This is a genomic window from Rhizobium sp. No.120, from assembly GCF_054558365.1.
Window position 1 is genome coordinate 635,857 of the sequence record NZ_BAAJNQ010000003.1, and the last position, 21,030, is coordinate 656,886.

Here is a 21,030-nt window from a genome sequence, read left to right on the forward strand (position 1 = left end):
ATTCCCCGGCAGTCACTTCTCAGTCAACTGAGGCTGCCATATACCTTCGCGCTCCAGGATCCGCGTCGCCGCCATCTGTTCGGCTGCACGCTTGGAGCGTTCTATTCCTGTTTCAGGCGCTGTTCCCTTGATTTCCACAGTTACGGTAAAGCGGGGATCATGATCCGGTCCGCTGCGATCATCAACCCTGTAGACCGGTGTGACGCCGAATTTCGCATGCGCCCACTCCTGCAGCTCCGTCTTGGCGTCGCGCCTTGCGCCTTCAGGCCGGATGGCGCGACGCTCCCAGAAACGCAGGATGAACGCACGGGCGACTTCAAGTCCGCCATCCAGATAGAGTGCGGCAATCAAGCTTTCGACGACATCGGCGCGCACGTTGAGCATCCGCTTGCCGGTCAGCTTCTTCACATCGGCGCCGGTGCGGATGTAGAGATGCAGCTCCATCTCATCGGCAACCTCGGCGCAGGTCTCGGCACTCACAAGCTGGTTGAGGCGAACAGATAGCTCGCCTTCCGTCGCCGCGCCAAAGGTCTTGAAAAGCAATTCTGCGATGCAAAGGCCGAGCACACGGTCGCCGAGAAATTCCAGCCGCTCGTAATTGCCCGTCTTGTGCGTGCGTGCGCTGGCATGGGTCAGCGCACGGTCGAGACGCTCCTTTTCGGCGAATTCGTGGCCTATAACGACCTCAAGCCTGGCACGATCCGCCTGGGAGAGCGTCTGCGCCTTCGTCATTCGACAACCTTGAAAATACGGTCCCAACGCATGTTGGTCGGCCATTTCCAGATTTCACGGAACGAGGTGTCGTGCCCCAGCGAGAAGAAAATGATGCTGGCGCGGCCGATCAGGTTCTCAGCGGGGACATAGCCGACATCGAAACGGCTGTCGTCGGAGTTATCGCGATTGTCGCCCATCATGAAGTAATGGCCCGGCGGAACGACATATTCCTGGGTATTGTCGCCACGCGAATTCGGCGACAGATCCAGCGTGTCAAAAACCTTGCCGGTATCTGGCAGACGTTCGCTGTAGACGGCGATGTGGTCGCCCGGCTCCTGGCTGTAGTCCGACGAGAAGGTGCCATGCGGCTCGCGCGGCACGGCCTGGCCGTTGATATAGAGAATGTCGTTCTTGACCTGGATGCGGTCACCGGGCAGACCGATCACGCGCTTGATATAGTCGACATCCGGGTTGGGCGGGAAGCGGAAGACCACAACATCGCCTCGCTTCGGCTCACTGCCCAAAATGCGGCCGCTGAACAGGTCGGGCGAGAACGGCAGAGAGTACTTCGAGTACCCGTAGGCGAACTTGTTGACGAAGATATAGTCCCCGACAAGAAGCGTCGGCATCATCGAGCCGGACGGAATGGTGAATGGCTGGAAGAGAACCGTGCGGATGATCATGGCCAGGACGAGCGCCTGAACGATGACCTTGATGTTCTCCCACAGGGCGTTCTGCTGTTTTACGGCTTTCTCGGACACGCAGTCTTATTCCTTTTTCGCACCCCACCGGCGCACTTATATTCAGGCCCTGTCTACTCGCTTCACATCATCGCGGCAATGGCGCGGATATCAAAAGCGACATATGGCTGTGATTCAGCGATCCATTGGCAGCGCTTCGATGATGACAAAAGCCTGAGCAAGAGGAAAATCATCCGTTATCGTCAAATGAATGGCGGCGCGGTGATTTGCCGGCAGCATGGAAACCAGCCTTTCTGCGGCACCGCCGGTCAATTGCATCGTCGGCTTTCCGCTTGGCAGATTGACGACGCCCATGTCGCGCCAGAAGACGCCCTGGGCCAATCCTGTGCCTAAAGCCTTGGAGCAGGCTTCCTTCGCAGCAAAACGCTTGGCATAGGAGGCCGCCTTGTTTTTGCGGCGCTCGGACTTGGCGCGCTCGATATCGGTAAAGCAGCGCTCGGTGAACCGGTCGCCGAAACGCTCGATCGTCTTTTCCACTCGGCGGATGTCGATGAGATCACTGCCTATGCCGATGATCATGAAAAAGGCCCTCCTGGCGGCCCGGAGAAGGTCAGGCGCCGTCAGACGCTCGACGCGTTCTCGGCAAGCGCCAGCCGCTCGCGGGCGCGCTCCATAAGGCGTTCCTTGCGGCGGGTTTTGAAGGTCTTAACACCATAATAGGTGAGTGCGTAGACGATCACGCCTGTGACAATGGCAGGCGGAATGCCGCCGATCAGCATCGGCTTCAACACCGGGTCCCATATTTGCGAGAGATCGCCCTTGTGCCAAAGCGCGGGCAGATCGATGCTGCCGCCCTGGCCGCCGCTATCGCGTGACAGGATCAGATGGCCGATCTCCCAAGTCAGGGCCCAGATGAAGGGATAGGTGAGCGGATTACCCGCGGCCAGACAGCCCAGCGCAGACGCGATGACATTGCCGCGGATCAGATATGCGATGATGATCGCCATGACGAAATGCACGCCAATGAACGGCGTCCAGGACACGATAATCCCCGCGGCAAAGCCGGCCGCAACCGAATGCGGCGATGCGGCAAGGCGAACGAGGCGCTTGCCGAAATATTGGAACGAGCGGACAAAACCCTTTCGGGGCCAAAGGTGCTCCCGGAGTTTTTCCTTGAATGTCAGTGGTTTTCGGCGGCGAAACAGCATGCGGCTTATCTAGTGCAACGAGGGCCGTCATGACAAGAGCGGCCGAATGTATCATGCACCGATTAAGAACCGGAAGTGCGGCTCTTTTGGGAACGTCACCTGCTGTCGACGCAGAAAATGGACGTCCTCTTCATTTACAGGAAGCAATCCCGCAAGTCCGGGATGCTCCAAGGGCGCAACAACGACGCGCCCCTCCTGGTCTTTTAAGTATTAACAGCTATTAACGCGAACGGAACAGACCGCGATCGACCTGACGCTGACGATATTCAAGGTCAAATCGGTCATGCGAGCCATTCAGGTAAGCCATTTCGCGTTCTTCAACACTCGGAACACGGAGGGCACGGGCGATTTTCTTGATCGGGCTAAACATTGTCTTCTCTCATCTCAGTTTCGTTTCTTCGATGACCAGAAGATAGGCTCGATGGAGATCAATTACCACCGCTCGAAAATACACGCAGCCATGCACAGAATGCATATCGATCCGGAAAGGCGCTCGAATTTGGTCATAAAATGATCACAAAATATGCAGGCTGCCTGGACATCGGACGACCTCATTCGTAGAGGCGCTTTACCGTCGCAATGCAATCAAGTTCCTTGAGCTGCACAAGAAGCTGATTGAGCTGGCGCAGATCCCAGACTTCGACGTCGAGGGCCATCTCGGTGAAATCGGCTGCGACGCGAACGGTGTTGAGCACGCGGATGTTGACGTCGACGTCTGCCACGGTCTGCGCCACCTTGGCCAGCGTGCCCGGCTCGTTGAGAGCATTGATCAGGATGCGCGCCGCGAAGCGGGACTTGTTGGCCTCGTCCAGATCCCAGCGCACATCGATCCAGCGCTCGGGCTCATCGTCGAACCGCTGCAGGACCGGCGACTGAATCGGATATATGGTGATGCCCTTGCCCTTTTCCATGATGCCGACGATGCGGTCACCCGGGACTGCGCCAGTCGGCGCGAAATGCACCTCGACGTTCGAGGAAATGCCGCGGATCGGCGGCGCATCGATGTCGGCGCCGTCGGAAACCTCGGCCTTGTTCTTGCCGGGGATCTTGAAAATCATGCCGGAGGCGCTGCGAACGTTGAACCAGCCCTCGTCGCCGGCAGGCTTCACGGTCACGCGTTCGTCCTGATGATCCGGGTAGACGGCGCGCAGGACATCAAGCGACGACATCTCCCCTCGCCCGACTGCGGCGATCGCATCCTCGACATCCTTCTGGCCGAGGCGGTGCAGGGCCGGCTTCAGGGCATCGCGCGAGAAGACCTTGCCGGCGCGCTCGAAGGTGCGCTCCAGAATGCGGTGGCCGAGGCCGGCATATTGCTTGCGGATGGCAAGGCGGGTTGCGCGGCGAATGGCGGCGCGCGCCTTGCCGGTGACCACGATCTCTTCCCAGGCAGCCGGCGGCACCTGCACGCCCGAGCGGATGATCTCGACCTCATCGCCGTTGTTCAGACGCGTCACCAACGGCATGATGCGGCCGTTGATCTTGGCGCCGACCGTGGTGTCGCCGATATTGGTGTGAACGGCATAAGCGAAGTCGATCGGCGTTGCGCCGCGCGGCAAGGCGATCAGCTTGCCCTTGGGCGTGAAGCAGAAGACCTGGTCCTGGAACAGCTCGAGCTTCGTATGCTCGAGGAATTCTTCCGGACTGTCGCCCTCGGCCAACGCCTCGATCGTATGGCGCAGCCAGGAATAGGCGTTGCTTTCTCTCGACAGGAGCTCGCCGTCGCCATTGCTGTTAGCGCCATCCTTGTAGAGCGTGTGGGCGGCAATGCCGAATTCGGCGATCTCATGCATGCGCTTGGTGCGGATCTGCAGTTCGATACGCTGGCTGGAAGGGCCGACGATGGTCGTGTGCAGCGAGCGATAGTCGTTCTGCTTTGGCGTTGAGATATAATCCTTGAAGCGGCCGGGAACGACGCGCCAGCGGGTATGGACGATGCCGAGCGCCCGATAGCAGGACGGGATATCGTCGACGAGAAGACGGAAACCGTAGATATCGGAAAGCTGCTCGAAAGAGAGCGACTTCGACTGCATCTTACGGAAGACCGAATAGGGCTTCTTCAGCCGGCCCTTGACCATGGCGTTGGCCAAGCCGTTGGCAACAAGCAGATCGCGCAGTTCGGTCTCGATCTTCTTGACTAGACCCTCGTTGCGGCGCGACAGCTCCTCCAGGCGTTTGGTGACGGTATCATGCGCTTCCGGATTGATATGCCGGAAGGAGAGCTCCTCCAGTTCCTCACGCATGTCCTGCATACCCATGCGACCGGCGAGCGGCGCATAGATTTCCATCGTCTCTTCGGAAATGCGGGCGCGCTTTTCCGGCGACATGTGATCGAGCGTGCGCATATTGTGCAAGCGGTCTGCCAGCTTGACCAGAAGCACACGCACGTCGTCAGAAATGGCGAGCAGCAGCTTGCGCAGGTTTTCGGCCTGCTTGGCCTTCTTGGTGACGAGGTCGAGCTTCTTGATCTTCGTCAGACCTTCGACCAGGCGGCCGATGTCCTCGCCGAACATCTCGTCGATCTCAGCACGCGTTGCCGTCGTGTCCTCGATCGTGTCGTGGAGTAGAGCGACCGCGATGGTCGATTCATCCAGGCGCATATCCGTCAGGATCGCAGCAACTTCGAGAGGATGAGAAATATAGGGGTCGCCGCTGGCACGTTTCTGCTGGCCATGCTTCTGCATCGCATAAACATAGGCTTTATTGAGGAGAGCTTCGTTGGCATCGGGCTTGTATTTCTGCACGCGCTCGACAAGCTCGTATTGCCGCATCATTCCAAAGCTACTCCAGCAAAAACAAAAGCGCGCCAGTCATATGACCGGCGCACGCATCTTGCCATCATATCGCTCCTGCCCGGAGCATCAAGCTCGACGATCAGTAATCGTCGCTTTTTTCCGGCGGAACCAGGCCTTCGATACCGGCGAGCAGTTCCTCTTCCGACATCTGGTCGAAAGTAACGGTTTCCGGCAGATCTTCTTCCTCTTCGCTGGTGGCGGAAGCGCCAGCCGCCAGGAGGCTTGCCGGATCGGGCTCGGGCTCATCCACTTCAACATGCTTCTGCAGCGAATGGATCAGGTCTTCCTTGAGATCGTCGGGCGACAGCGTCTCGTCGGCGATTTCGCGCAGAGCAACAACCGGGTTCTTGTCGTTGTCGCGGTCGATGGTGATCGACGAGCCCTGCGAGATCAGGCGGGCGCGGTGGCTGGCGAGCAGCACGAGCTCGAACCGGTTCTCAACTTTATCAATGCAATCTTCTACTGTGACACGGGCCATTGCCTGTCCTTTGCGGTCGTGATGTCGTCATCATGTCTCGGAGTAGCACGCCGATACAAGCAAACGATGGCAAATTCAAGTTTTTCCTGTTTCAGCGCCTTTGCAGCCCCCGGGAAAGTGCTAAAATTACCCTAGACAAACGGTGATTTCCACCGGAAGTTGCTTGGAATATCTGATTGCGTGCCCTAAATCTCGGTTATATGAATAATTCATAAAGTAATACGAATTATTCTGCAACACCTTGCAAGGCATTGTTTTAGCTAGCCTTTGAATCAAGTGATTACGTTTTTATAACAGTGGATAAGTAAGCGATGTTTGACCCACGCGAAAAAATTGCACTCTTTATAGACGGCGCCAATCTCTACGCTGCGTCCAAGAGCCTCGGCTTCGATATCGATTACCGCAAGCTCCTCAAGGCATTTCAGAAACGCGGCTACCTGCTGCGGGCCTATTATTACACCGCCCTCATCGAAGATCAGGAATATTCCTCCATCCGCCCGCTGATCGACTGGCTCGACTACAACGGCTACAAGGTCATCACCAAGCCCGCCAAGGAATTCACGGATTCCATGGGTCGCCGCAAGATCAAGGGCAACATGGACATCGAGCTGGCAATCGACGCCATGGAACAATCCGAGACCGTCGATCATCTGGTGATATTTTCCGGCGACGGCGACTTCACCACCCTTGTCGAGGCGCTCCAGCGCCGCGGACGCAAGGTTTCGGTCATTTCGACCATGGCGACCCAGCCGCCAATGATCGCCGACGATCTGCGCCGCCAAGCCGACCATTTCATCGACCTTGTCTCGCTGAAGGCCGAGATCGGCCGTGAAGCCTCGGAACGGCCTGCACGTGCTCCCGAGGGAGGTCATAGCGTCGCGGACTCCGAGGAATAACTTGCGGCTGCATTATCGAGATACCCCGTGCGGCGGGAGCGTTTTGCATTTGCCGAAACAGCCGGCCCTTCGCTAGGGCTCAGGGCGTTCGTCGCTGCAATCGATTCACTGGATCGATTGCTCGGGCTCTCTGCCCGATCGCTCCTCACCCTCACCCGTTGTCCTTGAGCAGCCGGCTCTTCTGCCTGTTCCAATCGCGCTCCTTCTCGGACTCGCGCTTGTCATGCAGCTTCTTGCCCTTGGCGAGGGCCAATTCAAGCTTGGCGCGGCCGCTGTCGTTGAAATAGATCTTCAGCGGCACCAGGGTCATGCCTTCACGATTGATCGCCGAACGAAGCCGGCCGATTTCTCGGCTGGAAAGCAGCAGCTTGCGCCGGCGGCGCGGCTCGTGATTGAAGCGGTTCGCCTGCAGATATTCCGGCAGATAGGAGTTGATCAGCCAGATCTCGCCATCCTCGTCAGAAGCGTAGGACTCCGCGATATTCGCCTTGCCTTCGCGCAGCGACTTGACCTCCGTGCCTTTCAGCACAAGACCCGCTTCATAGGTATCGATGATCTCGTAGTTGAAGCGCGCCTTGCGGTTTTCGGCCACAATCTTCTTCACCACGCGCTGGCTGCCTTTAGGTGCCATGATTCTTCTTCTTTTCTTGCGTCATTCCGGCAGCGGCCAGAGGCACGCCAAGTTCCTGCCCTCTAAATAAGCGAGACCGCCCTCCTTGTGAAGAGAGCGGTCCGCAGAGTTTGGCAAATGCTCGAGGGCCGTCAGTTCAGGAGGCCGGCATGGCGCAGGGCCGCGTCTATCGCCGCCTCCGTGCCTGGCTCCAGGGTCGGCAGCAGCGGCGAGCGCACATTGCGGCTCATGCGGCCAAGCCGGGAGAGACCGTATTTGGCGCCGCAAAGGCCAGGCTCAAGGAAGATCGCCTTGTGCAGCGGCATTAGGCGATCCTGATAGTCCAGAGCTTTCGCATAGTCACCGGCGAGCGTTGCCGCCTGGAATTCGGCGCACAGGCGCGGCGCGACGTTGGCGGTGACCGAGATGCAGCCGACGCCGCCATGGGCGTTGAAGCCAAGCGCCGTGGCATCCTCGCCGGAAAGCTGGCGGAAATCGCGGCCGCAGCTGATGCGCTGTTCGGAGACGCGTTCGATCTTGCCGGTCGCATCCTTCACACCGACGATATTGGAATAGGACTTGGCAAGCGCACCCATCGTCTCAGGCGTCATGTCGACAACCGAGCGGCCGGGAATATTGTAGATATAGATGGGCAGCTTCACCGCTTCCGCGATTGCAGCGAAATGCGCGTAGAGTCCCTTCTGGGTCGGCTTGTTGTAATAGGGTGTCACAACCAGAACCGCATCGGCGCCGACCTTTTCGGCATGCTGCGCCAGCTCGATCGCCTCGCGCGTGTTGTTCGAGCCAGCGCCCGCCATGACAGGGACCCGCTTATTCGCAATCTCGATGCAGAGTTCGACGACGCGCTTGTGTTCGTCATGCGAAAGGGTGGGAGATTCACCCGTCGTTCCAACGGGCACCAATCCCTTGCTGCCCTCTTTTATCTGCCAATCGACATGCGAGGCGAAAGAAGCCTCATCCACCTTGCCGGCGTCAGTAAAGGGCGTAACGAGAGCGGGAATGGATCCCTGGAACATGCAAGTCTCCTAGCGGCGCGGCATTCATGCTTCAGCCGCAATCCATGGTTATGAATCCGCGCACCATAAAGCGCCGGCTTGGCCGCGACAAGCACGCTTTGGATGGTAAAGGGCAGTTTCCGATATCATAATTGATGGAAATTCGGACCACCGGTAAGGTTTCGTTAATATTGCATTTGGCAAATGGAAGGGGCCTTTTGTTTTGTGAGTAGCCGGATGAAGAGACCTGTCATGATCTGGGCCGCCGTGGGCTTGGCGGTCGCCTGGGGCGCCGTTGCCTCGCAAATTCCCGGCCAGCAGATACCGACGAGCGCCAATGCCTATGTCGCCATGGCGCCGGATCCGATGAGCACGGCCGCGATCCCGCGCGGGGGAACCATCGCCCCCGTCAGCGGCGACCTGAAGGCAGGACTCGACGCGCTTTCCAACAAGAACCCGATGCAAGCGCTCGCCATCCGCAATGGCATGGACGAAGGTACACTCGACCGCCATATCTTGACCTGGGCGATTGCCACTTCGGGGCAACCCGGCATTCCCTCCGGCGAAATTGCCGCCGCCGCCCGCGAATTGGTCGGCTGGCCGGGACTTGGCAGCTTGCGCGCCAATTCCGAGCGGGCGCTCTACACTGAGAATCCGGCAACGGACCAGGTCTTGGCCGCTTTCGGCAACTCGCAGCCGGAGACCGTGGAGGGCACGATCATCCTCTCGCGCGCGCTCATGGCACGCGGCGCAACCGCACAGGCGGGTAAGCTGATCCGCAAGATCTGGCGCAAGGAACCGCTGGACAAGTCTTTCGAGGACAAGATCCTTGCGGAATTCCCCAACCTGCTTTCGCCCGCCGATCACAAGGCACGCATGGATTATCTGCTTTACCGCGATCGGACCGCGCAGGCCAAACGCTTCGGCGATCTCGGAAAGGCGCAATCGCTCTACAAGGCATGGGCGGCGGTCAATGATCGCTCGCCGAAGGCCGACGCGCTGATCGCAGCCATCGACACGCAATGGCGCAAGGACCCCGCCTATCTCTTCATGCGGATCGAGAACCTGCGCCGCCAGAACAAATATGACGATGCCGCCAATCTTCTGGCGCAGATGCCGCGCGACCCGAATGTGCTCGTTAGCCCCGGCGCATGGTGGAGCGAGCAGCGCATCGTCAGCCGCGGCCTGGTGGATAAAGGTGAATTCAAAGCCGCCTATCGCATCGTCGACGCCAGCGTCGCGGAAAGCCCGCAGGATGTCGGCGAGGCTGAATTCCATGCCGGCTGGTACGCTCTGCGCGGTCTGCAGGACGGGGCCGATGCGGCGATCCATTTTCGCAAGATTCTGCAAGTATCGAATGGACCGATCTCGCAATCACGCGGCTGGTATTGGCTCGGCCGCGCGGCCGAAGCGGGCGGCCCGGGCAAGGCTGCCGATTTCTACGCGAAGGCCGCATCCTATCCGAGCACCTTCTACGGCCAACTCGCCGCCGAGAAGCTTGGCAGCCGCACCCTAAACGTCACCTATCCTTCGCCCTCGGCTTCGGATCGCCAGCGCTTCCAGGGACGCGAGGCAATACAGGCGATTTCGCGGCTTGAAGCTGCAGGACACGGATGGCGTGCCGATGCGCTCTATCGCGCTCTCGCAAAACAGCTGGATAGCCCCGGCGAAGTTGCCCTGCTTGCTGCCCGGGCCGAACGCTCCGGCAATCACCAGCTTTCGCTGCAGATCGGCAAGATCGCCTATGGACGCGGCATCGACGTGGCGGCACTCGCCTTCCCGATCGGCGTCATTCCGGACAATGCCAATATTTCGGGCTCGGGCAAGGCGCTTGCCTATGCCATCGCCCGGCAGGAGAGCGCCTTCAATCCGGCCGCCGTTTCCTCCGCCAATGCCCGCGGCCTGCTGCAGCTGCTGCCGAAGACGGCAAAGGCGGTTGCCAGTCGGCATGGCATGGCCTATTCCGCCGATAAGCTGACGCAAGATGCCGGCTATAACGCCACGCTCGGCGCCCATTATCTCGGCGAACAGATCGATACCTTCGGCGGGTCCTACATCCTGACCTTCATCGCCTACAATGCCGGGCCCAACAAGGTGCCGGAATGGATCAGCCGCTATGGCGATCCGCGCGGTAAGTCGCTCGACGACGTGATCGACTGGATCGAGCGCATCCCCTTCCCGGAGACCCGCAACTACGTGCAGCGCGTAATGGAAAACTATCAGGTCTATAAGGCGCGGCTGGGACAGAAGACCGACATCGTACACGATCTGGTTAACGGCCGCGGCTAGCCAAGAAGCTCAGTTGTGCACCCTGCGAAAATGCCGTTACATCCCTCGCTATATCCAAAAGCCGAGGGAATGATGCATGCGCAGCGACGATGAAAGCGGCTTCCTTGCCAGAACAATTCAGGCCGGCGACGGTTTGAAGCTTTATGTGCGGGATTACGCCGTTACTGAGCCAGCAGCACGTAACCTACCGCCTGTCTTCTGCTTGCCAGGTCTAACACGCAACTCGCGCGATTTTCACCAATTAGCCCTGCTTCTGTCACGGGATTCCCTGCATCCGCACCGGGTGATCACACTCGATGCTCGCGGACGCGGCCGATCCGAACGGGACCCCGACAAATCTCATTATAATCTCGCCATTGAAGCGCAGGACGTCCTGACCGTTTGCGCCGCTCTCGATATTTCGCAGGCCATCTTCATCGGCACCTCGCGCGGCGGCCTGGTGCTGCATATCCTCGCGACCAATCGGCCGGATGTCCTAAAAGCGGTCATCCTCAACGATATCGGTCCTGCCCTGGAAAAGGTCGGGCTGGCGGATATTCGCGACTATCTCAACCGCGCCAAGAAGCCCAGCAATTGGAGTGAGGCGGTCGAAATCCTGCGGGAGAATCACGGCAATGCCTTTACCGCGCTTGGCGAAGAGGACTGGCAGGACATGGCACGCGCGATCTACGCGGTTGCTGACGACAAACCGGTCGCCGATTACGATCCCGCCATCGCGCTGCAGATGCAGGCACTCGATTTGGAAGCGTCGATTCCCGACCTATGGGCACAGTTCCAAGGGTTTCAGGACATTCCGCTGATGGTGATTCGCGGCGAGAATTCGAAGCTGCTGACGCAATCCACGATCAATGAAATGGCAAAACGCCACCCAGGCATGGTCATCAAGATCGCCGATGGACAAGGACACGCACCCATCCTGCATCTCGGCGACATTCCACAGGCAATCGGCGCTTTCATCTCGGATCTTTGAGAATGAAGATTAAGATCGTTCAGTCCTTAGAAAACAAGAAAGCCCGGTGGGAAACCGGGCCTTCCCTCTTCCGATCGGAGGTCTGATCGGAAGATCTTTCGAATTCGATTCGGCGAACCGAATTAGAACGTACGCTGGAAGCGGAGGATACCGGCCCAGGTGTCCTTGTTGACGGCGTCGTAGTTGACGTAGGTGACTTCCGGCTCGATCAGCAGATCCTTCACCGGGTTCCACTTGACGTTCGTCGTTGCGGCGAAAGTCTTCAGGTCGTCGTAGGAAAGCTGGAGGTTCCACTTCAGCTTGTCGTTGACCGGAACGCCAACACCGCCCCAGACAGCCCAATCGCCCCAACCGAGGCCAGCACCGCCGGCACCGGCATACTTGTTGAGCTTGTCGCCATCGGTGTTCCAGCCGCCCATAACGAAAGCCGTGAGGACGCCGAAGTCGGCATCGATACGGGCCTTGACAGCGCCTTCTTCGACGATCGAGTCATAACCACCGACGACGCGGAACTGCCAGGCGCCGGCCTTGTAACCAACACCGGCGACAACGTCAGGCAGGTAGTGGTTCGTGCTATCTTCACCGTTTGCGCCGGTCGCGCCCGTACCGGAATTGGAATCTTCCAGCGAGATCACAGCCGTGAAGCCGTTGCCGGCATCATACTTGTAGGTGAGCTGGTTCAGCTCATCGGTGCCGTTGATGCCGTATTCGATCACGTCGTCGTTGATGACGTCGCCGGCATAGCCGGTGAAGGTCGAGTAGACCGAATCAGCCTTACCGACGAGGAAACCGCCGAGGCTGATGTTGGCCCAAAGCAGCTTGGTCGTGGTCGCGTTGCCGTCATTCCAATCCCAACGAACAACGGTATTGGTCTTCAGCGGGCCGTATTCGGTATCGGTCGCTGTATCGAGAGAGAGTTCAGCGCGGGTATGCCAATAGGTACCACGGCCACCTGCGTCCTGGCCAGCCTTGTAGGCGTTGTACCAGCCGCCTTCCGTACGGACGCGGCCGCCGATCTTAAGGCAGGTTTCGGTGCCCGGGATGAAGAAGTAGCCTGCACCGTAAGCGTCACAGATGCGAACGTATTCCAGCGGCTCGGGCTCAGCAGCGACGATCGCGTCAGCCGCGTGAGCACCGGATACTGCTGCCAGCGCAGCAGCGGAGCCGAGAAGAAGGCTCTTGATGTTCATAGTAACTCCAGTTTCAATATCAATTAGGTATGAGAAATCACATCGAAAAATCGACGCGCCCTACCCCACCTAGTTTTAAAAGTTGACCCCTGATCTGGGAGAACCAAGACAGTAAGTCTTGCTTCCGATTTGGAACCTACAGATCGTTTTTTTTTGAGCAATATCAGAGACAAACTATGAACAATTGTGACAGCTGTTTCAAAAGAGTGCGTTGCACAAAAATCACGTCGCAAAACTGTCATATTGCCGACACACCAGAGCGGGCTCTCCTTAAAATTACCTGAAAAGAACTTTCGCCCCATAGCAATATGAGCGGCGAGCGTGCCGTACCAAGGCGGTCGTTTTTCTTTCAATATCGGAGCTATAGGCAAAGCAAAAAGCCCGGTCTTTCGACCGGGCTTTTCCTCACCAAAGTGAGAAATCTCAAATGACCGAGGTCAGATCAGATTAGAACGAGCGCTCGAAGCGGAGGATACCAGCCCACTGGTCCTTGTTGATGGAGTCCCAGTTGGTGTAGGAAACTTCCGGCTCGACGAGCAGGTTCTTGACCGGGTTCCACTTGACGTTCGTGGTAGCAGCGAAGACCTTGGAGTCAGTGTAGGCGAGCTGGAGGTTCCACTTCAGCTTTTCATTGACCGGTACGCCAACGCCGCCCCAGACAGCCCAGTCGCCCCAGCCGATGCCTTCACTGCCTGCACCAGCGTACTTGTTGAGCTTGTCGCCATCGGTGTTCCAGCCGCCCATCAAGAAGGCCGAGAATACGCCGAAGTCAGCGTCTACACGAGCCTTGATAGCACCTTCTTCGACGATCGAGTCATAACCGCCGACGACCTTGAAGGACCATGCGCCGGCCTTGTAACCAGCACCGGCAACAACGTCAGGCAGGTAATGGTTCGTGCTGTCTTCGCCGTTGGCGCCGGTTGCACCCTTACCAGAGTTCGAGTCTTCAACCGAGATCACAGCCGTGAAGCCGTTGCCGGCGTCGTAGTTGTAGGTGATCTGGTTCAGTTCGTACGGGCCGTCATAGACCACGTCGTCGTTGATAACGTCGCCAGCGTAGCCGGTGAAGACGTTGAACTGCGAGTCTTCCTTACCAACGGTGAAGCCGCCGAGGCTGATGCTGGCGTGCAGCAGGTTGGTCGACGTTGCATTGCCGTCGTTCCAGTCCCAACGAATTTCGGTGTTGGTCTTCAGCGGGCCGTATTCGGTGTCGGTTGCCGTCTGCAGCTGCAGCTCAGCACGAGTGTGCCAGAGAGTGCCATTGTGGCTGTCTGCATCATAAGCATCGTACCACTTGCCTTCGGTACGAACCTTACCACCGATCTTGAGGCAGGTTTCGGTGCCCGGGATGAAGAAGTAACCAGCACCGTAAGCGTCGCAGATGCGAACGTATTCCAGCGGCTCGGGCTCAGCAGCGACGATTGCGTCGGCTGCATGAGCGCCAGAAACTGCTGCCAGAGCAGCAGCGGAGCCGAGAAGAAGGCTCTTGATGTTCATATTGACCTCCAGTCAAAGTTTTATCTCGAGAATGAGAACTACCCGAAGGTATTCCCTGTCCCATCCTCGTGTTTCAAGAAGTGGACGATCAATCGCCCTCGCTTCCGAGAGTGAAAATACAAGACGCGGCTTGTCACGCAATCGACATCTTCTCCGAAAGGGGGATTTGCGTAACCCTTCCGCAAGTCCTGTTGCTGAAAGGACACAAGTCGGCGACACGGTGGCCGCATTTCTTTAGACTTCGTTAAGAAACGTCTTAATCTACGGGTACTTACGCCAACCTCCAAAATGGCTTCGGCTGAGTGGAAAATGGCAAGCAAATGGCCATTCCGTGGCTGACAGGCGGGTTTTCATGTGATTTGGCGAGCCTTTTGCGACGCTAGCCTCGCTTTGTCGCCAGACGAGTAGCCGCGCGCGAGTTCCACCTGCGTTCCAAAATGATGCAAGGCGCGGCTGAGTCCGGCATGAGCGATTCGGAAAGCGTCGAGCGGCCATTGGATAAGGACTGGCCGCCAAGGGACAAACGCGGTCCTGAATCGTCATTCCTTTCGATAGAGGATCATTCCCGCATGATGGAGCACTCCATCGATAAAGTCACCGTCGGCAGTGAAACCGGTATCGTCCCAATAGTCGATATGATCATTCGTCACCACGTAGCGCCCCTGATAGGCACGTTCACGGCTGCCGCGTGCCTCGATATAACGGTCGTTCGGCAGGAGCTCATGGCGAATATGACCGTCCGCGGTCACCCACATGCCGACGTAAGCGTGTGTCGATTTCTTCATTTCGATTCGATCCTCGGAAAATGCCGGCGGAGCAAATACGGCGCCGGCCAGAGTGAGAGCAAAGAGACCGAGTATCAATAGGCCGCCCGCGTCGGCCGCACGACGATCTCATTGACATCGACATCATCGGGCTGCTCAACGGCGAAGCGCACCGCCCGACCGATGGCATCGGGTGTCAGTGCAACGGCTCGATAGGATTTCATTGCTTCGGCGGCGACCGGGTCCGTGATCGTATCGGCCAGCTCGCTCTCGACGACGCCTGGATGAATACAGGTGACCCGGATATCACGGCATTCCTGGCGCAGCCCGTCGGAGATCGCCCGAACGGCGTACTTGGTCGCGCAATAGACGGCGGCGGTTGGAGAGACAGCCAGTGCCCCGATTGAAGCGATATTGATGATGTGACCGGTGCCGCGCGCCGTCATTTGCGGCAGAACCGCCGCAATGCCGTGAAGCACGCCCTTGACATTGACGTCGACCATTCTGTCCCATTCCTCGACCTTCATCGACGTCATCAGGGAAAGCGGCATGATGCCGGCATTGTTGACGATCACATCGACGCGTCCCCAGGCCAGGCGTGCCGCCTCAGCAAAGGCTGCAACGTCTGCCCTGTCGGTGACATCGAGCCGGCGGGTCATCACTGTGCCGCCCTTCTCCCGGATCTCTGCCGCCAATGCTTCCAATCTGTCGACCCGCCTGGCGCCCAGCATGACCCTTGCGCCGGCGGAAGCGAGTTCGCGGGCGATGCCCGCGCCGATACCGCTGGAGGCACCGGTAATGAGGATGACTTTATCAATAGGCATGCGATCACTCCTTGCTATGTGAACGGTTCTCTTCCGGAACCGGATACGAGGAGGATACAGAGCTTCATTGTCGTGATAAGACATCCATTCAGTAACAGCTTGGAAAGCAATACTTACCAATGTGGCCCGATCTCAATGCTCTCTCCGTCTTCATTCTAGTCGCTCGGGAGCGCAATTTTCGTGCCGCTGCCGATAGGCTCGGTGTCACCCGCTCGGCAGTCAGCCAGACGATCCGGCGCTTGGAAGAGAGCATGGGCATCGCGCTGGTGCAGCGTACAACCCGCAGCGTCAGCCTGACCGAAGCCGGCGAACGGCTCTATGCGGAGGTGGAGCCGGCAATCTCGGACATACGCACCGCGATGGAAAAGACGGAGACTTTGCGCACCCGACCTCGCGGTCAATTGCGGCTTGCCGTTTCTTCGATCGCGGAGCGTTTTCTCGCCGGTGACTTTCTCGGTGGCTTTGCGGACGCCAATCCCGAGATCCAACTCGATATCACCGTGACCGACGAGGAATTCGACATCGTAGCGGAAGGCTATGACGCGGGTGTTCGGCTTGGCGAAGTCATCGAGCAGGACATGATTGCCGTACCCGTCGCTGGCAACGAGCGGCAATTGGCCGTCTGTTCGCCTGCCTATCGCGATCGATTCGGCATCCCCAAGCATCCGAAAGAACTCTCCATGCATCGATGCATAGGCTGGCGCCCCGCGCCAAAGGCTGTCCCCTATCGCTGGGAGTTTGCAGAGGAAGGCAAGGGATTCCGAGTGGAGGTCGCGCCGGAGGTGACGACGAATGATATGAGCGTGATGATAAAGCTGGCTGTCGCCGGCGCGGGAATCACATTCGGGATGGAGGAAAGTTTTCGCGCCTTCATCGGCAGAAACGAACTGGTGCCGATTCTCGAGGAATATTGCCCCTATTTCCCCGGCTTCTACCTCTACTATCCCAATCGACGAAACATGGCTCCGAAGCTTAGGGCGCTGATAGCATATCTGAAGCGCTACGAAGGCTTTGCGGGCCGGAATTCCCGATAATAATTGGCCTTGATCGGTTTGGCAGCGCCAAGATCGCGAGCCGTCGTCTGTAGGGTAGGATAATCGGGAAAATGGCGGAGAAGATGGGATTCGAACCCACGATACCATTTCTGGTATACTCCCTTAGCAGGGGAGCGCCTTCGACCACTCGGCCACCTCTCCGGTGCGGCCCTGATAGGGCCATTCATTTATCGACGCAAGCGCTTTTTCGCGCTCGTGTACGTTCTTTCCATGATTCACCAACAGGCGATTGCCGGCCGAACCATGCTCCGGCCGATCTGAATTTACATTAAGCCAGCAGCTGCTTCAAATCAGCGGCCGGGTCGGCAAGGACCTCCCTCGACGGATTGGCGCCGGTTTCCAGCAGCTTCTTGCCGGTCACATAGGCCTTTGCGTCGTTTATCGCGTCGACGGCGATGAAACGACCCTGCTTGAAATACCAGACGGAAGCAGCGCCCTCGCGCGCACCGGGACGCAGAAAGGTCTCGTCGTAACCCAGGTTGAAGCCGGCGATCTGCAGTTTCACATCATATTGATCCGACCAGAACCAGGGCTTCGGATCATAGGCCTTTTCGTTGCCGGCTATGATTCCCGCTGCTGCTTCTGCCTGATCGACGGCGTTCTGAACGGATTCGAGCCGGATTCGCCCACCTTCCCAGGGCAATTCCACACAATCGCCCATGGCGAAGATGGAGGGATCGGATGTACGAGCGAACGAATCGACGACGATGCCGTTGCCAACCTCGAGGCCGGCCTCCTTGGCGAGCCTGTCATTAGGGGCGACGCCGATGCCGACGACGACGAAATCGACATCGATGGTAGACCCGTCGGACAATTCGGCGGCGGCGACATGGCCGTTGCGGCCGATGAGCTGCTTAAGCCCGGTCTTCTCCCGAATGACCACATCGTGCTTCTGGTGGATGGCTCTGAAAATATCGGCCGTTTCCTTTGCCGCCACACGCTGCAATATCCGGTCGCCCATCTCGATGAGCGTGACCTCAAGGCCGCGATGGCGCGCGACGGCAGCGGCCTCAAGTCCGATATAGCCGCCGCCGATGATGAGCACCCGGCGGCCGGGGCGCATTTCGCCGGCAAGAAGATCGGCGTCTCGCTTGTCACGGGCGAGATAGACGCCTTCTAGCGCGCCGCCGACGGAGGGCGGCAGACGGCGTGGCGTCGAGCCCGTCGCAAGCGCCAGCGTCTCGTAATCGAGCCTGGAGCCATCCTGCATGACGATCTGCTTTGCGCCACGATCGATCTGCTCAACCCAGGTGGACAAGCGGATCTCGACATTATTATCGGCATACCAATGTTCGGGCCGGAACAGCAGGCGATCGAAAGCCATCTCGCCGAGCAGATACTTCTTGGTCAGTGGCGGTCGCTGATAGGGAAGGCTCTCTTCGGCACCGACGATGGTGATCGGCCGCGAATCACCCAGCCCGCGCAATTTGGCTGCGAGCGCGAAACCCGCCTGCCCGGCCCCGATAATGACCAATCTGCCCGTCACGATCCGTACTCCATTGTTACCATGGTACCTTCCGCGTTGCGCGGAAGGCTGCCTATGGACTTCAGGGGTAACGCCTGCATCCGCAAGCGTCAATCATGGCTGACCCTGCGCCCCGGATCGGGAGAAAATTAGGCCAAACGCTCAGCTTGATATTTCGACCCAGCGGCGTTCGTGGAAGGATTGGGCCATGGCGTGCACCGATTTCTCGATTCGCAGGCCGTCTTTGAAAGCGACGACTGACGCAGCCTCGCCTCCTATGGCGCGGATCAGCTCTCGGCACTCGATTATCTTGAGATCGTTGAAGCCGAGACCATGACCGGGCGCTGGGATGAAGCGGTCATAAGGTTTGTGCGCGGGTGCGGCCAACACCTTGCGGAAGCCCTGTTCGCTGCCCCTGCCCTCGGCTTGATAGAGCTCGAATTCGTTCATGCGCTCCTGGTCATAGGAGATCGAGCCCCCGGAACCGAAGATCTGCAGGGCAATACGGCCCTTGCGGCCCCAAGCCGAGCGATTGGCCATGAGAACGGCGGAAATGCCGCCGCCAAGGCGCATCAGCACATTGGCGAGATCGTGATTTTCGACAGCGCGGCTACCGCCATCCTTCAAAGGCCGTTCGGCATAGGGCTTTACCATGTCGGCAATCACAGCTTCGACATGGCCGAACAGGAACCAAAGCAGCGAAAGCGGATGCACGGCGAAATCATCCAAAGCGCCGTAACCGGAAGCAAGTTCGCTCTTCCAATAGAAGAGCCCGTTCGGATCGGCCATGAAATCCTCGTCCATCTCGACGCGGATGTGGTTCACCGCTCCAATCGCGCCTTCCGCGATCAGCGCCTTGATGTGACGCATCACCGGGTTCTGGATATAATTGTAACCGAGGATGGCGACCTTGCCGGAGGCCTTGGCTGCGGCCAGCATGCGTTCGGCATCGCCATAAGATGGCGCCATCGGCTTTTCGCACCAAACGTGCTTGCCAGCTTCAAGGGCTGCGATTGCCATTTCCGGATGGAACTGGTTGGGTGTCGTGACGGAGACAACGTCGACATCGGGATCGGCGATGAGATCGCGCCAGTCGGCCGTTGCCTTTTCGAAGCCGAACTCGTCGCTCCGCGCCTTCGCCAGCTCGGCATTGGCTTCGGCAAGATGCGCCAGGCGCGGCCGCGCGACGTCACCGAATACTGTTTTGACCGCATTCCAGGCCAGCGCATGGCATTTGCCCATGTAACCGGTGCCGATCAACCCAACGCCCAAAGGCTTCATTTGCCCTTCCTCCTCACATCTTCTCCCGAAGTAAGTGATTTTTGGAATATTTAGACCGTTTTGACAAGCGCGCCCATAACGTCGACATCGATCCGAAATAACGAAATGCCGTATTATGTATGCAAATACATGAGCTTAAAAATATTCGTGCCGAACGAATCAAAATCCGGTATCGTTGCAAATATGGAATGTTTGTTTCATAGCAGGTATTGGGGGAGCTAAAGGACGGCGTATGGACAACAATGTCGAGACGCAAACCAGGGTGCCACGCGATTTCGAAAGCCTGCGGAGCATCATCATCGAGCGCAAGAACGCCATGCCAAAGCGCCTCGCACAGGTTGCCGCCTTCGCACTCAGCAATCCGGATGAAATCGCCTTCGGCACAACGGCCAGCATTGCGGCGTCTGCCGAGGTCCAGCCTTCGACACTGGTGCGCCTTGCCCATCACCTCGGCTACGAGGGCTTTTCCGATCTGCAGAGCATTTTCCGGGAAAGACTGCGCGACCGAACACTGACCTACGAAGAACGGCTGGTAACGCTCGAACGCTCCGGCATAGAGAACGAAGAGGCCAGCATTCTCTCGGGCTTCCTCTCTGCGGCGAGCCAATCCGTCAACAAGCTTGCCGCAACCATAGAGACCGACACCTTCGCCAAGGCCATCGACGTGCTTGCAGCGGCCGAGACGATCTATCTGATCGCCAAGCGCCGCTCCTATCCGCTGACGGCACATATGACCTATGCCTTCTCCAAGCTCAACATACGTCACCAGATCGTCGCCTCGCCGAATGGCATCGACGGCGAGATCACCCGTTTCGCCACTGAGAAGGACGCCGCGATCGCCGCCAGTTTTTCGCCCTATGCCGCCGATAGCCTGGCGCAGGCACAGGATCTTGCCTCGCGCAACGTGCCCGTCATTGCCATTACCGATTCGGCCTTCTCGCCGCTTACCGCCTGCGCGGATTACTGGTTTGAAGTGGCGGAAGCCGATTTTGCCGGTTTCCGCTCGCTGTCGGCATCGATGGCGCTGATCATGGCCTTTCCGGTTGCCATTGCCGAGCGCCGGCGAAAAGCTGCGCCAAAAGTCGACAAAACGAAAATGGAATAAATATTCCGAATTGACAAAATCTCGGAACCAATGTTTCACTACAACCAAGATCAGGGGCGCGGGAGATGCCGCCAGATCCATAGCAACCGGGACGAAACAGACACCGGCACGTTCAATAACGCATGATCTCGGCGCAGGCTGAAGAGCAAAAGAGGTCATGCCCGACGGGAGG

Annotated in this window: 20 protein-coding genes and 1 tRNA gene; 5 read left to right on the plus strand and 16 right to left on the minus strand. The window is 58.4% G+C overall.

Going from position 1 to position 21,030, the window contains the following annotated elements; translation table 11 throughout:
* Window positions 1-12 precede the first annotated feature (12 nt).
* The 7 genes from rnc to rpoZ form a co-directional block, all read right to left on the minus strand.
* Window positions 13-732, minus strand: coding sequence for a ribonuclease III (gene rnc, locus ACYJRZ_RS13830; protein ID WP_459459530.1), 720 nt, complete (start codon window positions 730-732; stop codon window positions 13-15).
* Entirely contained in the window at window positions 729-1,475 is a 747-nt protein-coding gene (gene lepB, locus ACYJRZ_RS13835) for a signal peptidase I (RefSeq protein WP_459459532.1), read from the minus strand. The genes rnc and lepB overlap by 4 nt, the downstream gene beginning before the upstream one ends.
* Before the next feature lie 114 nt (window positions 1,476-1,589).
* Window positions 1,590-1,994: a holo-ACP synthase gene (acpS, locus tag ACYJRZ_RS13840; protein WP_459459534.1), complete on the minus strand. Its 405-nt coding sequence runs from the start codon at window positions 1,992-1,994 to the stop codon at window positions 1,590-1,592.
* A 41-nt stretch (window positions 1,995-2,035) separates the two neighbouring features.
* The gene (locus tag ACYJRZ_RS13845) at window positions 2,036-2,623 is read right to left on the minus strand and encodes a DUF2062 domain-containing protein (RefSeq protein WP_459459536.1); all 588 of its coding nucleotides are present in this window, start codon (window positions 2,621-2,623) and stop codon (window positions 2,036-2,038) included.
* 220 nt (window positions 2,624-2,843) lie between these two features.
* Complete coding sequence (locus ACYJRZ_RS13850) at window positions 2,844-2,993, minus strand: DUF3563 family protein (RefSeq protein ID WP_459459538.1); 150 nt, start codon at window positions 2,991-2,993, stop codon at window positions 2,844-2,846.
* A 181-nt stretch (window positions 2,994-3,174) separates the two neighbouring features.
* A complete protein-coding gene (locus ACYJRZ_RS13855; protein ID WP_459459540.1) occupies window positions 3,175-5,397 on the minus strand; it encodes a RelA/SpoT family protein in 2,223 nt (740 codons plus the stop codon).
* Window positions 5,398-5,497: 100 nt separating this feature from the next.
* The gene (rpoZ, locus tag ACYJRZ_RS13860) at window positions 5,498-5,896 is read right to left on the minus strand and encodes a DNA-directed RNA polymerase subunit omega (RefSeq protein ID WP_075852112.1); all 399 of its coding nucleotides are present in this window, start codon (window positions 5,894-5,896) and stop codon (window positions 5,498-5,500) included.
* Window positions 5,897-6,207: 311 nt separating this feature from the next.
* Here rpoZ and ACYJRZ_RS13865 point away from each other — a divergent pair, with 311 nt between their 5' ends.
* A complete protein-coding gene (locus ACYJRZ_RS13865) occupies window positions 6,208-6,792 on the plus strand; it encodes a LabA-like NYN domain-containing protein (RefSeq protein ID WP_459459543.1) in 585 nt (194 codons plus the stop codon).
* A 151-nt stretch (window positions 6,793-6,943) separates the two neighbouring features.
* Here the strand turns inward: ACYJRZ_RS13865 and smpB are convergent, their stop codons facing one another.
* Window positions 6,944-7,423: an SsrA-binding protein SmpB gene (smpB, locus tag ACYJRZ_RS13870; RefSeq protein ID WP_069616140.1), complete on the minus strand. Its 480-nt coding sequence runs from the start codon at window positions 7,421-7,423 to the stop codon at window positions 6,944-6,946.
* A 131-nt stretch (window positions 7,424-7,554) separates the two neighbouring features.
* Entirely contained in the window at window positions 7,555-8,439 is an 885-nt protein-coding gene (gene dapA, locus ACYJRZ_RS13875; protein WP_459459545.1) for a 4-hydroxy-tetrahydrodipicolinate synthase, read from the minus strand.
* A 216-nt stretch (window positions 8,440-8,655) separates the two neighbouring features.
* Between dapA and ACYJRZ_RS13880 the strand changes: the two genes are divergently transcribed.
* Together ACYJRZ_RS13880 and ACYJRZ_RS13885 are read left to right on the plus strand one after the other, a co-directional pair.
* Entirely contained in the window at window positions 8,656-10,707 is a 2,052-nt protein-coding gene (locus tag ACYJRZ_RS13880) for a lytic transglycosylase domain-containing protein (protein WP_459459547.1), read from the plus strand.
* Between the two features lie 76 nt (window positions 10,708-10,783).
* Window positions 10,784-11,677: an alpha/beta fold hydrolase gene (locus ACYJRZ_RS13885; RefSeq protein ID WP_459459549.1), complete on the plus strand. Its 894-nt coding sequence runs from the start codon at window positions 10,784-10,786 to the stop codon at window positions 11,675-11,677.
* Window positions 11,678-11,799: 122 nt separating this feature from the next.
* On the opposite strand, the gene ACYJRZ_RS13890 is transcribed toward ACYJRZ_RS13885, so the two are convergent.
* From ACYJRZ_RS13890 to ACYJRZ_RS13905, 4 genes are all read right to left on the minus strand, one after another.
* A complete protein-coding gene (locus ACYJRZ_RS13890) occupies window positions 11,800-12,867 on the minus strand; it encodes a porin (protein ID WP_459459551.1) in 1,068 nt (355 codons plus the stop codon).
* A gap of 447 nt (window positions 12,868-13,314) precedes the next feature.
* Window positions 13,315-14,364 carry a porin gene (locus tag ACYJRZ_RS13895; protein ID WP_459459553.1) on the minus strand — a complete coding sequence of 350 codons (1,050 nt, stop codon included), beginning with the start codon at window positions 14,362-14,364 and terminating at the stop codon, window positions 13,315-13,317.
* A 539-nt stretch (window positions 14,365-14,903) separates the two neighbouring features.
* Complete coding sequence (locus ACYJRZ_RS13900; protein ID WP_459459631.1) at window positions 14,904-15,200, minus strand: Atu4866 domain-containing protein; 297 nt, start codon at window positions 15,198-15,200, stop codon at window positions 14,904-14,906.
* Between the two features lie 23 nt (window positions 15,201-15,223).
* Window positions 15,224-15,952 (minus strand): SDR family oxidoreductase, encoded by a 729-nt coding sequence (locus ACYJRZ_RS13905; protein ID WP_459459555.1) that lies wholly within the window; start codon window positions 15,950-15,952, stop codon window positions 15,224-15,226.
* A gap of 119 nt (window positions 15,953-16,071) precedes the next feature.
* Between ACYJRZ_RS13905 and ACYJRZ_RS13910 the strand changes: the two genes are divergently transcribed.
* Window positions 16,072-16,986 (plus strand): LysR family transcriptional regulator, encoded by a 915-nt coding sequence (locus tag ACYJRZ_RS13910; protein WP_459459557.1) that lies wholly within the window; start codon window positions 16,072-16,074, stop codon window positions 16,984-16,986.
* Between the two features lie 72 nt (window positions 16,987-17,058).
* Here the strand turns inward: ACYJRZ_RS13910 and ACYJRZ_RS13915 are convergent.
* From ACYJRZ_RS13915 to ACYJRZ_RS13925, 3 genes are all read right to left on the minus strand, one after another.
* A tRNA-Ser gene (locus tag ACYJRZ_RS13915) sits at window positions 17,059-17,148 on the minus strand.
* A gap of 127 nt (window positions 17,149-17,275) precedes the next feature.
* The gene (locus ACYJRZ_RS13920; protein WP_459459559.1) at window positions 17,276-18,493 is read right to left on the minus strand and encodes an NAD(P)/FAD-dependent oxidoreductase; all 1,218 of its coding nucleotides are present in this window, start codon (window positions 18,491-18,493) and stop codon (window positions 17,276-17,278) included.
* 141 nt (window positions 18,494-18,634) lie between these two features.
* Window positions 18,635-19,753, minus strand: a complete 1,119-nt coding sequence (locus ACYJRZ_RS13925) for a Gfo/Idh/MocA family protein (RefSeq protein ID WP_459459561.1) — start codon at window positions 19,751-19,753, stop codon at window positions 18,635-18,637.
* Window positions 19,754-19,985: 232 nt separating this feature from the next.
* On the opposite strand from ACYJRZ_RS13925, the gene ACYJRZ_RS13930 reads away from it, so the two are divergent.
* Complete coding sequence (locus ACYJRZ_RS13930) at window positions 19,986-20,858, plus strand: MurR/RpiR family transcriptional regulator (RefSeq protein WP_459459563.1); 873 nt, start codon at window positions 19,986-19,988, stop codon at window positions 20,856-20,858.
* Window positions 20,859-21,030: the final 172 nt, after the last annotated feature.

What these genes read in the sequence shown, in the direction of transcription:
- rnc (WP_459459530.1), bottom strand. Translation starts at nt 732, where the DNA reads ATGACGAAGGCGCAGACGCTCTCCCAGGCGGATCGTGCCAGGCTTGAG.
- ACYJRZ_RS13850 (WP_459459538.1), bottom strand. Translation starts at nt 2,993, where the DNA reads ATGTTTAGCCCGATCAAGAAAATCGCCCGTGCCCTCCGTGTTCCGAGT.
- acpS (WP_459459534.1), bottom strand. Translation starts at nt 1,994, where the DNA reads ATGATCATCGGCATAGGCAGTGATCTCATCGACATCCGCCGAGTGGAA.
- ACYJRZ_RS13855 (WP_459459540.1), bottom strand. Translation starts at nt 5,397, where the DNA reads ATGATGCGGCAATACGAGCTTGTCGAGCGCGTGCAGAAATACAAGCCC.
- ACYJRZ_RS13930 (WP_459459563.1), top strand. Translation starts at nt 19,986, where the DNA reads ATGGACAACAATGTCGAGACGCAAACCAGGGTGCCACGCGATTTCGAA.
- ACYJRZ_RS13895 (WP_459459553.1), bottom strand. Translation starts at nt 14,364, where the DNA reads ATGAACATCAAGAGCCTTCTTCTCGGCTCCGCTGCTGCTCTGGCAGCA.
- ACYJRZ_RS13845 (WP_459459536.1), bottom strand. Translation starts at nt 2,623, where the DNA reads ATGCTGTTTCGCCGCCGAAAACCACTGACATTCAAGGAAAAACTCCGG.
- rpoZ (WP_075852112.1), bottom strand. Translation starts at nt 5,896, where the DNA reads ATGGCCCGTGTCACAGTAGAAGATTGCATTGATAAAGTTGAGAACCGG.
- ACYJRZ_RS13905 (WP_459459555.1), bottom strand. Translation starts at nt 15,952, where the DNA reads ATGCCTATTGATAAAGTCATCCTCATTACCGGTGCCTCCAGCGGTATC.
- ACYJRZ_RS13885 (WP_459459549.1), top strand. Translation starts at nt 10,784, where the DNA reads ATGCGCAGCGACGATGAAAGCGGCTTCCTTGCCAGAACAATTCAGGCC.
- ACYJRZ_RS13925 (WP_459459561.1), bottom strand. Translation starts at nt 19,753, where the DNA reads ATGAAGCCTTTGGGCGTTGGGTTGATCGGCACCGGTTACATGGGCAAA.
- ACYJRZ_RS13910 (WP_459459557.1), top strand. Translation starts at nt 16,072, where the DNA reads ATGTGGCCCGATCTCAATGCTCTCTCCGTCTTCATTCTAGTCGCTCGG.
- ACYJRZ_RS13865 (WP_459459543.1), top strand. Translation starts at nt 6,208, where the DNA reads ATGTTTGACCCACGCGAAAAAATTGCACTCTTTATAGACGGCGCCAAT.
- ACYJRZ_RS13880 (WP_459459547.1), top strand. Translation starts at nt 8,656, where the DNA reads ATGAAGAGACCTGTCATGATCTGGGCCGCCGTGGGCTTGGCGGTCGCC.
- dapA (WP_459459545.1), bottom strand. Translation starts at nt 8,439, where the DNA reads ATGTTCCAGGGATCCATTCCCGCTCTCGTTACGCCCTTTACTGACGCC.
- ACYJRZ_RS13890 (WP_459459551.1), bottom strand. Translation starts at nt 12,867, where the DNA reads ATGAACATCAAGAGCCTTCTTCTCGGCTCCGCTGCTGCGCTGGCAGCA.
- smpB (WP_069616140.1), bottom strand. Translation starts at nt 7,423, where the DNA reads ATGGCACCTAAAGGCAGCCAGCGCGTGGTGAAGAAGATTGTGGCCGAA.